This is a genomic window from Arenibacter sp. F26102 (assembly GCF_023015865.1).
Classification (GTDB): domain Bacteria; phylum Bacteroidota; class Bacteroidia; order Flavobacteriales; family Flavobacteriaceae; genus Arenibacter.
The window spans coordinates 379,928-396,100 of record NZ_JALKBC010000003.1 but is presented as its reverse complement, the minus strand read 5'-3'; the positions used below and the strand labels follow the sequence as shown (position 1 = coordinate 396,100).

Genomic DNA, 16,173 nt, shown 5'->3' with positions numbered 1-16,173 from the left:
TTAAATTATTCTACTGACTTTATATCTTTTGCGAAATAATAGATAGATCCTATTCCTAGCGGAACAAAAATGGCTATGGCTATAAATACAGGTGTGTATGACACTTTTGCAATTATGGGAACTAAAAAGTTCATAATAATTACAGAAAATACTCCTACCATCCCGCCTAAACCAGCCAATGATCCTACAGATTTACCACTGAAAAAGTCGCTCGGGAGTGTTTGGATATTTCCTATGGCAAATTGAAATCCGAATAAAACTATGAATACAATCGCTACAAATTTTTCTGGTGTGTCCGCAAATAATATTGTGGCAATAAGACCTAACACCATAAGGATGCCACCTATGAAAATAGTGGTTTTCCTACCTTTATTTATTGAATTGGTTTTGGCAATTATAACACCGGATACGTAGCCACCTGCAATACTTCCAATGGCTGCACCTACATAGGGAACCCAGGCAAACATTCCCACCTCTTTTACATTAAAGCCATACACATCAAATAAATATATGGGCATCCAGCCTACAAATAGCCACCAGATAGGTTCTAAAAAAAATCTACTCGCAACAATGGACCATGATTCTTTATGGGAAAGTAATTCTTTAAGGCTTAGTCCTTTTTGGTCTTCAGTGGCATTTTGATCGGCTATACTTTGACCTTCCGAAATAAATTTTTGCTCTTCCTCGGTTATCCAAGGATGCTTTTTAGGTCCTGCCTTGTTAATTAAAAGCCAAGGAATAATCCACAAAAGCCCAATGGCCCCCACTATTATAAACGTAACTTCCCAACCATAGGCCACAAAAAGAAGGGCTATAAGGGGTGGTGCTATAACCGACCCAATTGAAGCCCCGGCATTAAACAACCCTTGGGCTATGGCACGTTCTTTGATCGGAAACCATTCTGCATTACTTTTTACGGCACCTGGCCAGTTTCCAGCTTCAGATAAACCTAATGTTGTTCTAAAAAATGCCAAGGATAAAAAACCTCTAACGGTTGAGTGCAATAAGGTGGACAAACTCCAAATACCAATGCTTATTACATACCCAATTCTAGTGCCAACTTTATCGAACAATTTGCCGGAGAATAATTGTCCCAAGGCATATGCCACCATGAAAATGTTCAGTATATAACTATAGTGTTCTTTGGTTAGGCCCAATGAATGCGATATGGATCCTTCAACATTTTCATTACCCCACATAATGGAAAGAGCACTTCGGTCTATGTAATTAATAACAGTTGCTAAAAAGATAAGACCTATAATGAACCAACGTAATCCTTTAATTTTCATAGTATTTTGCTTTGGTTTGTTATTATTGTTGCTATGTTGTGTATTGGCAATAAAAAGTAGGTAAACGAGTTGCCTGTGCTTATCCAAATACTTGAATTATAACTATAATTTTTATGTCGTATTTAATGGGGTCTTTTAAATACGACAAAAATTTAAATTATTATTCTAAGCATTATTTCCCTTCAGTTATATGTCGAAAGCGATAAAACTGTGCAATTTTATCCTCTTCTAAGTTTTTATTAATCTTTAATGTTGTAACAATATTGGTATAACATTTTAAAATGAATTTTCATTTTTTCCTTGGCCAATTGAGGATCCTGTTCTTTTATGGCCTCATAAATTTCCCTATGTTCCTGTATGCCAATAAATGCAATATTCTTATCACATACATGATATTTGGTAAAATTGGTGATGATCTCCGGAGTAATAGTTAACATAAATGTGTTAATGGTACTGTTGCCACATGCCTTGGCTATGGCCAGGTGGAACAATAAATCTTCCTGTACGGCATCTTCCCCATTTTTCACCTTTTCGGCATAGGCCTCCAAAGCCTCCTCTATTTGTTTCAAATCTTCCTCGGTCCTTCTCAATGCTGCCAACCTTACCGTTTTCAATTCCAATAGTATTCTTGTTTCTACCAATGATTTGAAATCTGATTTTTCCAGCCTCAAAATATCCGTGATCATACCATTCATTGCCACGGGACCGATATCGGCAATAAATGTACCGCTCTGCGGTTTTGATATTAGTAGTCCATAAGACTCCAAGGTCTGAATAGCTTCCCTTACATTTCCTCTACTCACTTCAAATTTTTCCGAAAGCTTTCTTTCAGAGGGTAATTTGTCTCCAGGCTCCAGGTTCTTGTAATTAATATAATCCCTGATTTTGGATATAATCTCTTTCTGTATTGTGTCGTTTTCATTTTTGGGATGTATGTCTATTTTCATGCTAATCTTGTAAGGCTTAAATTGGTTAACCAAATTGGTTTGTCAAATCTACATAAAATCAATAACCAAAAGAAATATAAATAAATCACGATTCCATAATACAAGTATTAGTATTTCGGTTTAAAGAAATTTACCGGCCAGACCTCGAGCCGGTAAATTCCAATTTAAAAACTAACTCTAATTACTTGTATTTAAAATCTTACTAATGTTTAGTAACCATCATTTTGAGTAATAACTCCGTCGCTTGCAAGAATTTCTGAATTTGGTATTGGAAACACATGGTAATTACTGCTAATCGTTGCTCCCATTTCCGCATCTACGGTACCCGTTCTTACCAAATCGAACCATCTATGCCCTTCAAGTGCCAACTCCAATCTTCTTTCGTCAGCAATTGCCTGTCTAACATCGGCTTGTGAGCTAACTGTCCCAGTTAAACTATTTAAACCTGCCCTCGTTCTTATTGGATCCAACAAGGGAAGCACAGTTGTTGCGGGAGCACTATTTTCATTCAGTGCTTCTGCGTACATTAGAACGACATCAGATAATCTCAGTTCAATGAAATCCTGGTCAAATTGATCTGCAGTATATTTTACACCTCTTCTTAATGCCGTATCAATAGTTAAGTCTTTTCTTAAATCCGTACCTCCACCAGCGGCACTACTGGCATCAAAAGCTGCGATTAAGCTCAATGTTACGTTATCTTGGTCAGCCTTTGTGTCTTTGGCTTGAAACCATCCCACGAACGCGGTACCTGTACTTGAGTTTGGAATAGAACTTGACAATTTAGTCGAAAAAAGTATTTCTGAACTCTGATCGAGTACAACATTAGCAAAGTCGTTTTCCAAACTTATTCCTACAGCAGCAGCACCGCTTACAACCGCTCCAAGCGTTGGTGCAGCCTCGTTAAAATTACCTCTGAACATATATACTTTTCCGAGAAAACCCTGAGCAGCTATTTTGGAGGCGCGCCCACTTGCCAATCCAGAATTGCCTAAACCAGCTATTGCGGCCTGGAAGTCTGGAATAATTACGTTATTGTACACGTCGGCAACCTGTTGTCTTGTAAGATCAACATCAGGAATAACTGATACATCTGGCTGAGGAGTTAAAATTACAGGAACATCACCAAAAACCATCACCAATTTAAAGTAGGACAAAGCCCTTAAAAATTTGGCCTCAGCTACCTCAGTAGGGTCAGTAGAATTTTCAATGACATTATTCGCACTTAATATGGACTTGTACAAATCCCTATAGAACGGGCGAAAATATATTTCTGAAATAGCTAACCCTCCTAAATCTGAATTGTAAGTGTGAAAGTCTGGGTATGGTGGTTCGTCATCAAATATAAACGTTAAATTGTCTGCCCTAAAGTCGCCCATTACCGCTTGTGGTGTTACTGCACCTGTGTGGTAGTAATAAGCGGCATTTAAAACGGGTCCAAATTCCTCCAAAGCGCTGGATTCAAGTAATAAAGGCGGCGTTTGGTCCAAATCGTTATCACATGCCGTTATCAACAACACGGACACTATTGCTAGATATATAGTTTTCATTTTTTTCATGATTTCTTAATTAAAAATTTACATTTATACCCAAAGTAAAACTTCTTACAATAGGGCTCGCACCTTCTTGGTATCCGTAGGTGGTTGGACCCGCATAACCATCATTTTCGATCTCTACACCTTCGGGGTTTAATGAGGTATAATCATCGGCCATTATATACAACAAATTGGTAGCTGCTAGGTATATTCTCATGGAACTTAAGCCAATTTTGTCGGTTAAATCCGGATTAAGGGTATACCCTAAAGTTAGGTTTCTCAAGGCTATATAGGAAGCGTCTTGAATCATTGAACCATGTGCCTCTCTGGTCTGTTCATAATGTAGACCATTATTGTCAGCAATACCATCATTATCAGCATCAAAACTAGGTCCAGTAGCATCACGAAATTGAGATTGCCAGTAAATGGGGTCTATATTGTATAGTTCTGCGCCTTGGGATCCTTGGAACTGGAACGACAAATCAATATCCTTGAAGTTCATGGAACTTGAAAGTCCCCAATAAAAATCTGGCGTTGCGGACCCTAATTTAATATAATCACCTTCATAGGTAATTTCGCCATCTCCGTTTTGATCAACTACATAATACAAACCACTTTGATATCCTACATTTCTTGTTGGATCTTCCATATATATTGATTCGACTTGACCGGCAGTTTCATACCCCCACATTTCACCAATTTCACCTCCTACATAGTTTCTAAATTCAGGACCTCTACCACTTGGTCCACCATAAACTTGTCTAGGTAGTTCATCAAGGTTACCTAGACTAGTAATTTCTGATTCAACTGTTGATACGTTGGCATTCACATTCCAAGAGAAGTTTTGATTGGTAACTATTTTTGCATTTAATTCAAACTCCAATCCTGAACTTGTTACATTACCGCGATTAAGTTTTATAGCAGGTGTTCCAAGAACTTCAGAAACACTTTGATTTATCAACATATCTTTGACATCGGAGTTATAATAATCCACACTCAATCTGAAACGGTTATTTATAAACCCTGTATCAACACCATAGTTTGTCTCCTTATTGGTTTGCCAAGTTAGATCTGGGTTTGCTATATCCTCAGGAGTTAGAAATCCTGTCCCGAAAGCGGTCGGAGAGGTACCCAAAAGGCTTAATGAGTTGTATGAGCCTAAGAAAGAAGCAGTTCCTAATGACCCGGTACTAAACCTAAGTTTAAATAGGCTGAACGCATCGGCATCTCCGAAAAAAGATTCATTATGAATATTCCAGCCTAAGGATAGTGCAGGGAATACTGCGTATTTTTCATTGGCTCCAAATCGGGAATCACCATCTCTTCTAATGGATGCCGATAATAGATACCGATCATCAAACGCATAAGCTATTCTTCCAAAATAACCATTTCTGGACTGAGTCTCATCAACCTCATTGGTAATAACGTCTGCAGGATCGAAAAACTCATAATTTAAAGGCAAGGCAAAAGGAACGTTGGATCCATTTGATGTAAGTCCCTTATAATAGGTATTTACAAATTCCATACCCGCAACGGCGGAGATGTCATGCTTCTCAGCAAGTACTTTTGCATAACTCAGGGTAGTCGTACTTAAGACGGTAGATTTTTTTAAATTGGCTATATCCAACTCAGATTGATTGGAGCGTTGTTGGCCATCCGTCAATATTCCATGATATTCGTAAGTCTGAGTATCTTCCAAATCAGCTCCGAAAACGGTTTTTAAATTTAACCCATCTATAATTTCATATTGCAAATAAGAACTTACGTTTCCAAAATATGTCTTTTTCCATCTTCTCGAATTGTCAAACTTAGCCGCTACACCTGCATCTCCTGTTCCTCCAATACCATTTTGATTTCTACCGTATTGCCAATCGTGGACAACATCACCTGGTTGCAAATCATAAATACTTGTAGGGTCTAGACCTATACCTCTATAATCTTGGTCAAATGATCTACCAATATTGTTTCCTGTAAAACCAGAATCGGCTAAGGCCTGTCTATTCCGATCCAATTGTTGAACGAAATCTATGGAGGCTTGGGTATGATATATAGGACTAATGCTATATGATCTCAAAAGATCTCTCATTTCCCAAGGAACAATATCTTGTTTACCATAATAACCATTCATACTCAATCCGGCCTTTAATTTGGAACTCAAGTTCGCATCTAGATTCATACGACCGTTATATCTTTCATAACCTTGTCCCTTTACTATACCATCTGTTTTCAAATAGCCAAGTGAGGCAAAAGCTTTAATATTTTCAGACCCTCCGCTTACACTAAAATCATGATTAGTTGTACTGCCATTTTTGAAAAGCCAATCTTCTATACTTACTACATCGGGCGCATTAGCATATGCATCCAGTCTGTAAGCCAATAAACCTGGGTCGGTTTCGGAAAGGTCATAAGCACTTGTTTGTAATTCACTTGCCCATTCGCCTGCGGTCTTAAGCATCTCAATGTCCTTCACATACTTGCTTGAGGTGCTTGTATATGAATTGTAATTAAAATTAACTTTCCCTGCTTTTCCTTTTTTGGTGGTTACCAAAATAACACCATTGGCACCCAAAGAACCATAAATAGCAGCTGAGGCGGCATCCTTTAGCACCTCTAAACTTTCTATATCGTTTGGGTTAACGGTTGCCAGATTACCTGAAATTGGATAACCATCAACAACAATTAACGGCCCTGAGTCACCTGAAACAGATGAAGCTGCCCTTATTTGGATCTTTGGATCCGCACCAGGTTCTCCACTTTGATTTTGAATCCTTACCCCAGATAACTTTCCTGCCAGGGCATCATCCACACGGGCCACTTGAACAGCGGCAACTTCATCTCCCCCTACTTTCGCTACCGCTCCGGTAAGATGTGATTTTTTAATAGTACCATATCCAACTACCACAACCTCATCAAGTTGACTTGCATCTTCTTGCATGGTGATGTTCAATTGTTGTTGATTTGTAATAGGTATGGATTGGGTCACAAAGCCCAAGGACGAAAACTGTAGTACGTCCCCGTTTTTTACCGTAATTTGGTAATTTCCATCAAAGTCGGTTGCCGTTCCTGTAGTTGTATTGGCAATAATTACATTCACTCCAGGTACTGGCACTTTTGCAGCGTCCGTTACCGTTCCAGACAGTATATAGCCATCTTGGGCGAACAGTGCAACATTCATGAGCAATAATGCTCCTAAAATGAGTTTCTTTTTTAAATTCATTGGTGTTTGTATTGAGTTAGAATTGTCAATTTTAGATTTCAATTTCCACAATTGAGATCAGATTTTAAATGTGTTTGTGCATTCACATTTTTCCCACTATTTACTAATTCACGCAATCTGTATACAAGTCAATGTATTTTTTATCTTTGTAGTAGGCGTGTTATAATAAATTATTACATGTCTAGGTTATTACTTCCCTTCAGAATGAAGTAAATTTTTTACAAAAGGATGGGTGTGCACCCGTCCTTTTTTTTGTCAAATCCTAAGGTTTATTTTTAAGTGTTTTTCTCTTAACATGGTTCTTAAAGTTTTTAGTTTCCTTTGGTAAACCAAATTGGTTAACCAGTTTGGTTTACCAAATATATGTTATTTAATTGTTAATTAAAAATTTAATTGCAATTTTTGTTTGTTAAATTTTTGGAGGTGATAATTTAAAGGTAAAGATATTATCAATTTCGCATTGAAGCAATTTTATGAAAAGACAAGTCCGCCATTAATATCGATGTTTGCACCTGTAATAAATGATGTTTCTGATGAAGCCAGGCAAGCCACTGCATTTGCAATTTCTTATGCTGAGCCTTCTCGACGTAGTGGGGTAATTCCCGCTACTTTCTCCTGTACCTCATCTGTAGTGAACGTATCGTGAAAGGTGGTGGCGAACATTCCAGGGCAAAGGGCATTTACCCGTATGTTCCTAGGGCCTACCTCTTTGGCCAAACCTCTGGTGAAGGCCATAATGGCTCCTTTTGATGTAGCATAAGCAATGAATCCGCCGCCGCCACCATCCCTGCCCGCCTGGGAGGCTATATTTACTATAGAGGCCCCAGATTTCATATGGGGCAGCACTGCTTGTGTTACAAGAAAGGTAGTATTAAGATTTAATTTTATCACCTTGTCAAAAAAGGCTGCGTCCATCTCAGCTAATGTCTTACTGGTCACTAGGCCACCGGCGTTGTTTACCAAAACGTCTATAGTTTCTCCATAGTTGCTAATTGTTTCCTTTATCAGTCTATCAACTTCAGCTTTCTTGGTCACATCCGCCTTGACAATTATGGCTTCGCCACCGGCCGATTTAATTGTGTTCAGTGTTTATTTGGCATTTGCCTCCTTACTGTTGTATTTTACTACAACCTTGGCGCCTTCCTATTCCAATTTTATGGAAATGGCCTTTCCTGTATCCCTGGTTCCAGCAGTAGCAATGTCTGTTTTTCCTTTAAAATTCATATGTGCTGTTTATAACATAAAGTCTTCCCGAAAAGGGCGGCTTTTTTATTATGACTTCTTATCTCCAAAATAAGATACCTCACCACCGCTTAAGAAATCCTCCCTTACAGGACTAAATGTGTCAATTAGTATCCCTTCTTCCAAACAAACTGCACTATGCAATAGATTAGGTTCAATATAAACTCCATCTCCTGCTTCTACAATTTTCTTTTCTCCATTAATTTCAAATTCAAATTTTCCTGAAGCACAATAGGTAGCTTGTGTATGAAAATGTTTATGTGGGGAACCTAATGCTCCTTTTTCAAACTTCACTTTTACCATCATAATTTGGTTATCGTACCCTAAAAACTGTCTTGATACTCCTCCTCCAAGTTCTTCCCATTCCATTTCTTTTGAGGTGATGTACTTTTCACTAAATCGTTGCATTTTTTTTTTTGATTTTAATTAGTCTTTACTCTTTTTTTAATAACGGTCAACTCTTTTATATGAATCAAATCGATTTACTTTGGGGGTGTGCCCTGACCTACGGTTGCTTCCCTAAACCATACTTCCGTATAACATCCGTTTTCGTATTGTTTGGCGATATCGCCTCCGTAGGTTTCCGCACCTGAAAACCAAACCATGTTGGTTTCTGGACTTTTTCCATTGGTCTGGTTATATGCGCCTTGTTTAAAATAATTCAATTCTCCACTATAGGCAGTGGCACGTTCAATGGCGTCTTGCCCTATGGGGGCGAATAAAAGCTTCATCTGTTCTGGGAAGTCCGACTTTTTTACATATTCTGATGAAATTAGATTTTTGGTAAATGTTTTGGTTTCGTGATTTTCACTTTTGAAGGTTAGATACATGATTCCTTTATAAACATTTACTTCATAACTAAATTCTTCACCTAATTCAATGCCATTTTTAGGCTCAGCAGGAAAGTCGTTTTTACCTTTCCCAATGACGGACATATCGTTCCCCCAAACGGCATAGGAATGTTCCCACCGGCCTGTATTATCATCACCTACTGGATTGATTTCATAATTCCAAAAAACGGAACCCTTGGTGTGACCAGGAAACTTCTTGTAGAATATTTTAAGTGGTTCATTTTCATGTCCTTCACCACTGTGAATTTGCCCCACAACAGTGGAATAAGATGCAGCTACTCTGGCATCGCCAGAAATGGATACCTGCATTACCTTGCAGGTACCTGTTAGTTTGCCACCTTCTTCAGGGAGCCATTCTCTTTTTTCGTGTAGCTCGGTTCTTGTATTACTGGAGTTTTTTGACGTGACACCAGAATTGGGAGTTTTGTAGACTACCCAACGCCTTGTACCGTCTATTATAGTGTAGAAGAAATCTTTGTGTTCGAACTGCGTGATATCTTCCACCTCCTTACCGTCACCCAGCAATATTTTAAATTTATCCATAAATGGAATCACCTCATTGGGATAAACCGTTTTGGTACTTAGGCCATCATTTGCTTCGAAATAACCTGCATTTGAAATGGCATCATCGCTGATTGTAATATCTGCTGATTTAAACCATACCTCAGCGTAATTACCATCGGCATATTGTTTTTGTAGATCACCACCATGGGTTTCGGCACCAGAACACCAGACTTTATTGATTTTAGGGTCTTTTCCGTTGGTTTGGTTGTACGTGCCCAATTTGAAAAATAGGCCCTCACCGGTATACGCTTCTTTGCGCTCGAGGCCATCCTGCCCTATGGGTACAAATAATTTTTCGGTTTGCTCTGGCATGTCCGAACGATTTGCATATTCAGAGGAAATAAGATTTTTTGTGAATTTTTTGGTCTCATGGCCTTCACTCGTGAATGTTAGATACATCATACCTTCCTTAATAACTACTTCATAAGTGAATTCTTCACCTAAAGCAATTCCGTCAACTGGTTCAGGTGGATAGGTGTTTTCATCAGTACCGACAACAGAAAAGTCATAGCCCCATATAGGATAGGAGTAATCCCACCTTTTGGAATTATCATCACCTGCAGTATTTATTTCGTAATGCCAAAAGACAGAGCCTTTTTCATGCCCAGGAAATTTTTTATAAAAGATTTTAAGTGGTTCGTTTTCATGCCCATCTGCGCTGTGAATCTGACCCACTACTACTGAATACGTTGAAGCAACGCGGGCATCACCGGTAGTTGACACGTTCATTACCTTTAAGGTAGCTTTCATAGTAGCTTCTGTCATTGGTGACCACTTCTTTAATTGGGCCAATTCGGTTCTTGTATTATTGGAGGTGCCATGGGTATTTCCAGCATTTGGAGATTTAAATACGACCCAATCCCCATGATCATCACTCGCAGTATAAAAGAAATTCTTGTTCTCATAGTCAAGAGCCTGGCCTACATTAGAGCCATCACCTAGGATCAAATTCCAATGTTGAAAAAATGGAATGATGTCGTTTGGACTACGACCTATAGCTGCGTTTTCAGTATTGTCTGTAGATTTTTGTTTTTTGTTCTCGGCACAACCAAAAATTAGCAAAAATGTACTTATCATGAGAAAATAATGTACGGTAGCCGAATGGAATATTTTAAAGTTCATATTATATGGGTTATGTTAACTATAAAAACCGTTTAAAGTCAAGTTTTTTTTTGACTGTTAGGATAATTTCTTCATTATGTAAACGAAACCTACTAACAAATGGTTTTACCTGCAATTATACCATAGCGAAAGCCACGAAAGAACCAAGCGAAAGTACATTTGTAAAATTGGTTTACCAGATTGGTTTACCAAAAATACACAAATTTATGGCACCACCAAATATTTAACATTAAATCGACCTATTTTATCCCTAATTAATAATATTCTATCCGTGAAATTAGTAATTCGGCAAATGTTAATTTTACGTAGGGCGAATGTTGTATTAGGGGACTTAAAAAGGAATTTATAAATAAGATACTTTCTTCTTAAAATTCGCTTTCTTCAGCCATTTTTACGACACCGACAGTTAGTATCAAATTAGCGAATCGTCGCTGTTCACCTGTTTGAATAATTAAAGTGGTGGCAGGTTCTCTGATTTTGTCGTAGAAAGCCCATCGTTCCATCTCGATCCACGATACTTCACCCAGTAATTTTTTATAGGCACCATGTATTTCTGCATTTGCTTCAGCAGGCTTTTCCATAACGATCGCACCTTGAACAGGGCAGACTTCCAGTATGCCTTCAAGTACTGTGAGAGCATCTAATAGTCCTGGACGAAAGTTGAGGTGTACGGTTGTCGAGTTAGGGCCCTTCATAGCACCGACTGGCAAATTTCCGTCAGCAATGACAACTTGTGCAAAATGACCTGAACGTGCAAGCGCCTCCATAATTGTTGGGTGTATTACGGGTGTTTTTAGCATAATATTATCCTTAAAAAAGGTGAATTAAAAAACATGAGTAGCTTTATAACACCTTGGTGTTTTATTTATAACAATCAATTATATATGATTCAATAGGGAACTACATATTGTAAACACCACCGTTAATGTCTAGTGTTGCGCCTGTAATAAAGCCATCGTATTCGGACGCCAGATACAAAACTGCTCGTGCTACGTCGGCTGCATTACCAGCTCGTTGGATCGGAATGCCTGCTGTTGTTGCAGCTGCTGATTCTTTGGATGTGTGGGTGTTGTGAAATGAAGTGCCCAAAATAAGCCCTGGGGCAACCGCGTTGACGCGTATGCCTTGAGGTCCTAATTCTGCGGACAGCGCCCGCGTGAACGTTAAAATAGCACCTTTGCTGGTAGAATAAACCAACGACCCTGGGTGCCCACCTTTACGCCCAGCCAGTGATGCCAAATTAACAATACTACTGTTCTCATTTTTTGCTAGGTAAGGAGCTGCAGCCCGTGTTACAAACATCATGGATGTAAGATTAATATCCATAACCTTGTGCCAGAACTCAGCCTCCATTTCACTTAGCATTTTACGTGCAACAAGTGACCCCGCGTTATTAATCAGTATGTCTAGGCCACCAAATGCTTCAATTGTTTTTTCGACCATTGCCTTTGAATCGGCTTCCTTTGTTAAGTCACCAGATATAGCAAGCGCTTTTTGCCCTTTGCCAGCTGCGTGTTCGACCAGTTGGTTGGCTGTATCTGCACTGGAAAAATAGTGGATGGCTACATTAGCCCCGCTGTCGATAAAGTGTCTGGTGATCGATTCTCCAATTCCTTGAGCACCAGCGGTTATGAGAACATTTTTGCCAGCTAATTTATTATTGTTTTTCATTTTTTTTATTAATTAATTTAATTTAGTCATTTTTAGTGAAATAGCCTTCATCCGACACGGAGTCGTCACGTACAGATATACTTGCAGCTGTTAAATATTAGGAAAAGACAAAGGACTAAGAACATTGCTACTGATGAGATAATTTTTTATGGTTTGGATTCAATTTTATTTTTGGTTCAAAACTCAATTTCCATAGGCTCAGATACTTTAACAAGTATTTTATTAGGTTATAATTTTAGTTTAATTCTTTTTAATTAGAAACATTGGATGTAACCCATGCAAGATGCGTTAATGATAGGGAGATTGGTTTAATACATTAATTTCATTTCTAAATTCTCCTCAACCCTGATTTGTCCGGAATTGTTTATCCGATTGTCTGAATGTGAATTGTTTTTGGCTCCCCAAAGTAACGCCACCAGTTTTACCGGATTGTTGTTAAACGTATTATTGGAAATATCTACATTTACAATTCCGTGGGAATTAATCAGAATGCCAGTTTTTTCTTCTGATCCACATTGGGTGAAGGTGCTATTGGTGACCAACAGATTTCCGCCAATGGTAGATTCGTCATAACCCCCGCGATAGTAATCTATCACATTGCTTTTTACATGGTTGAACCTGCAATTGTTTATTGTGAGATATTCAGTGTTATAATCTCCTTTATCATTGGTTTCTTCGGATAGTTCCAAACCATTTTCACAATTTGATATTGAAGTATTTTCAAAGGTGATACGCTCTGCAAAGGACTCTTTATAGACTTTTAATACATAATTAAAATCGCTGATGTCACAATCGGAAACTGTTAATCCAAAATGTGTAAACATATTATCTTTTAAACTGGCGAATGCATATTGGGAATTATTTCCTTTTAAGGTTACATTTTTTAGGTTTAAGAATCCTTTAGGGTGAAGTTCGAATAATGGCGAATTTTCTGTTCCTGAATAATTTAGCACAACTTTTGACTCATCTGAAGATTGAATGGTCAACTTTTTGTTGATTATCAAGGATTTCTCGATTTCATAAATTCCTTCTTCCAGCAAAATAATATCCCCATTATTCGCTTCATTGATTTTTGATTGTAGATTTTCTGCTTTGCCTACAGCTATAGTTTTAGGTTCAGAAGCTTCAGCTTTAGTTGAATACCAGCTTGGACCATATTTGGACCTGTCCAAAATGTTCGGGTCTTTAAAATCCGTAGTGGCAAAGGCTCCAATGGAGTTGTTTTTAGCTCTGGAATTGCCGACCAAATCTTTGGATATTTTTTCAAATTCGAACCCGTGGTATGGTTCAATAGCAATTTTGGAGGAAGGGATAAGGATATTTTCTGCAATTTCTTTAACCTCAAAACTTACGGCCTCCAATCCATCATAAGCTTGAATGTTGACACCATGATTATTGATGGCATTGCTTCTAAAGGTAACACCATCGGCCTTATCGTGTTCCACAATCGGTGAAGTATCACCTTTTTCATTATATATTACATTGTTTGCAATAATGGTCCTTATTGGTCTGGCAGAGCGAATCTCAGAGGAAGGCAGAACATCTTCCTGACTTAAATTTTGACCAACTCCGAATTGCCAGGGGGAATCGCAATTGATGTAGGTATTATAAGCGACCACTACATCTGTAACCTGATTGTATCTATTAAGGGGCGATTTTGGAATTCCGTTCATCACGGCCAAGGCACTTCTAAAATTCTTTCCTTTTATATTATAGAAGTAATTGTTGGTTACCCAATGCCCTGTGTTGATTATTCTGATACCTCCTACGTTTTCGTTTTTACCATCGCCAATGAAGTAATTGCCATCAATAGTGCAGTAATTGCCATGTCTTGTTACCAAAGAACCTTCGCTTTTATAAAAGACATTATTTCTGAACTCATTGAAGTTGGTTTTGCTGGAAATAATTTCAACTTCACCGTTGCACTCTTCAAATAAATTATTGGCAACCATTGTAAAACTTGGGGACATAGAAGAAAAACTGTTGCCAATTTGAATGGTCTCGCCACTGGCACCTCCCTTAGGGGGTCTTGGCCCAAAATGGTTATTAATTATTTTATGGTAATTATTTATGCTCTCATTGCCTTCCAAGTCTACCCTAATCGTTGGTCCACGATTTGTTTTTCCGGCAATGTAATTGTTGCTCAGAGTATTGTGTCTTCCCCAGAATAGAACCCAGAGATCTGTGTCATCGCGATGCATTTTATTAAAATCCTCAATAACGCAATTGGTAATGGTGCAGTGATTGCCTATTGTATTTTCGTCCACCCTAAATTCTACTACTGCATCACTTGGAGAATGACCATTTCTAAAGTGTAGACCATCGACTACTAAATACTTTCCTCCAAATTTTAAATCGGATACGCCTTCAATAAAAACTTTTCCAGGTGTTTCAGCCTTAATTGTAATTGGCTTGTCTTCTGTGCCTTCGCCTAAAAATTTAATTTGGACATCCTTCCATATACCATTCGCCAACACAATGTCATCACCAGCTTGTACATTTTTTATAGCTACTTCAAGTTCTTCAGGAGTGCTTACTGTTTTAGTATTAACATTGGATTTACCCCCACAAGCACCGATAAGAAACAAAAAGCACATTAATGTTACTAGTCTTGTCATAATTAATACATTTAGGTAGCACTTAGAATTAAAATTGGTTAACCAGTTTGGTTTACCAAATATATGTATATTTGTTGGACTGACAAATTTTTAACAAAAAAACTGTGTAATAACCTATAAAGTGACCTAAAAAATGAAGAATAAGATTATTTATGACAGAAGAGATTTTGTTAAGCTTGCCGCCATAGCCGGTACTGCCATACCGCTAATGGCATTTGATAAAGCAATGTTCAATTCTAATATGCCTTTTAAGAATTCCTTGGAAGTGCATTTGTTTTCTAAACATCTGCAATTTCTAGATTATAATGATATGTCGGAAGCAGCGGCGGAAATGGGTTTTGATGGATTGGATTTGACCGTAAGGCCCCAAGGGCACGTGTTGCCTGAGAAAGTAGCTGATGATTTGCCCAAGGCAGTTTCTGCCATGAAAAAACATGGTCTGAATCCTAAGATGATGACCACAAACGTCCTTGATGTTGAAAATAAGGAACAAAGAACTGTATTGGAAATAGCCAGTAAGTTGGGACTTTCCCATTATCGCACAGGATGGTTAAGCTATCCGGAGAATAGGGAAATTTCGGAAAGTCAGGCCATCTATGGCCAACAGTTTAAAAATTTGGAGGAGTTTAATAAGAATCTGGGTCTTATCGGCTGTTATCAAAATCATGCTGGGAACCATGTAGGGGCCCCCATTTGGGATTTGCCACCTATTCTTCAGGCTACCAAAAATGTAAATATTGGTTGCCAATATGACATAAGACACGCTGTTGTGGAAGGGGGCAGTTGTTGGGAACTCGGGTTGCGACTTATTAGTCCTTATATCAAATCCATAGTCATTAAAGATTTTAAATGGGGAACCGTGAATGGGCAGTGGAAGCCTATCAATACTCCGCTAGGGGAAGGGATGGTAGATTTTGACCGCTACTTTTCCTTGCTTAAAAAATACAACATAAACGTGCCCGTATCCCTACACCTGGAGTACGGATTGGGTGGTGCGGAGCACGGAGCGAAAGAGATTACCATAGACAAAAAAGTAGTCTTTGCCCAAATGAAAAAAGATTTGACCTTTCTTCAGGAAGCTTGGCAAAGAGCGGAATAAATAGGGACAACAAAGGCA

General features: G+C 38.4%; 11 protein-coding genes. 1 reads left to right on the top strand and 10 read right to left on the bottom strand.

The genetic code is table 11. From position 1 onward, the window contains the following. Positions 1-5: 5 nt before the first annotated feature. From MWU78_RS05970 to MWU78_RS05920, 10 genes are all read right to left on the bottom strand, one after another. Entirely contained in the window at positions 6-1,289 is a 1,284-nt protein-coding gene (locus MWU78_RS05970; protein ID WP_246995914.1) for an MFS transporter, read from the bottom strand. A 239-nt stretch (positions 1,290-1,528) separates the two neighbouring features. After that, positions 1,529-2,236: a FadR/GntR family transcriptional regulator gene (locus MWU78_RS05965; RefSeq protein WP_246995912.1), complete on the bottom strand. Its 708-nt coding sequence runs from the start codon at positions 2,234-2,236 to the stop codon at positions 1,529-1,531. 209 nt (positions 2,237-2,445) lie between these two features. Beyond that, on the bottom strand, positions 2,446-3,795 hold the full coding sequence (locus tag MWU78_RS05960; protein ID WP_246995910.1) for a RagB/SusD family nutrient uptake outer membrane protein: 1,350 nt from the start codon (positions 3,793-3,795) through the stop codon (positions 2,446-2,448). Positions 3,796-3,805: 10 nt separating this feature from the next. Continuing rightward, complete coding sequence (locus MWU78_RS05955) at positions 3,806-6,988, bottom strand: TonB-dependent receptor (protein ID WP_246995908.1); 3,183 nt, start codon at positions 6,986-6,988, stop codon at positions 3,806-3,808. A gap of 567 nt (positions 6,989-7,555) precedes the next feature. Then, positions 7,556-8,065: an SDR family oxidoreductase gene (locus MWU78_RS05950; RefSeq protein WP_348647062.1), complete on the bottom strand. Its 510-nt coding sequence runs from the start codon at positions 8,063-8,065 to the stop codon at positions 7,556-7,558. A gap of 195 nt (positions 8,066-8,260) precedes the next feature. Then, on the bottom strand, positions 8,261-8,638 hold the full coding sequence (locus MWU78_RS05945; RefSeq protein ID WP_246995905.1) for a cupin domain-containing protein: 378 nt from the start codon (positions 8,636-8,638) through the stop codon (positions 8,261-8,263). 74 nt (positions 8,639-8,712) lie between these two features. Further along, positions 8,713-10,767: a polysaccharide lyase family 7 protein gene (locus MWU78_RS22545; protein WP_348647058.1), complete on the bottom strand. Its 2,055-nt coding sequence runs from the start codon at positions 10,765-10,767 to the stop codon at positions 8,713-8,715. A 365-nt stretch (positions 10,768-11,132) separates the two neighbouring features. Next, the gene (locus tag MWU78_RS05930) at positions 11,133-11,567 is read right to left on the bottom strand and encodes an RbsD/FucU family protein (protein ID WP_281503798.1); all 435 of its coding nucleotides are present in this window, start codon (positions 11,565-11,567) and stop codon (positions 11,133-11,135) included. Positions 11,568-11,667: 100 nt separating this feature from the next. Continuing rightward, positions 11,668-12,438, bottom strand: a complete 771-nt coding sequence (gene fabG, locus MWU78_RS05925; RefSeq protein WP_246995901.1) for a 3-oxoacyl-ACP reductase FabG — start codon at positions 12,436-12,438, stop codon at positions 11,668-11,670. 308 nt (positions 12,439-12,746) lie between these two features. Beyond that, positions 12,747-15,056, bottom strand: a complete 2,310-nt coding sequence (locus tag MWU78_RS05920) for a chondroitinase-B domain-containing protein (RefSeq protein ID WP_246995899.1) — start codon at positions 15,054-15,056, stop codon at positions 12,747-12,749. A gap of 133 nt (positions 15,057-15,189) precedes the next feature. On the opposite strand from MWU78_RS05920, the gene MWU78_RS05915 reads away from it, so the two are divergent. Continuing rightward, on the top strand, positions 15,190-16,155 hold the full coding sequence (locus tag MWU78_RS05915; RefSeq protein WP_246995897.1) for a TIM barrel protein: 966 nt from the start codon (positions 15,190-15,192) through the stop codon (positions 16,153-16,155). Positions 16,156-16,173 lie beyond the last annotated feature (18 nt).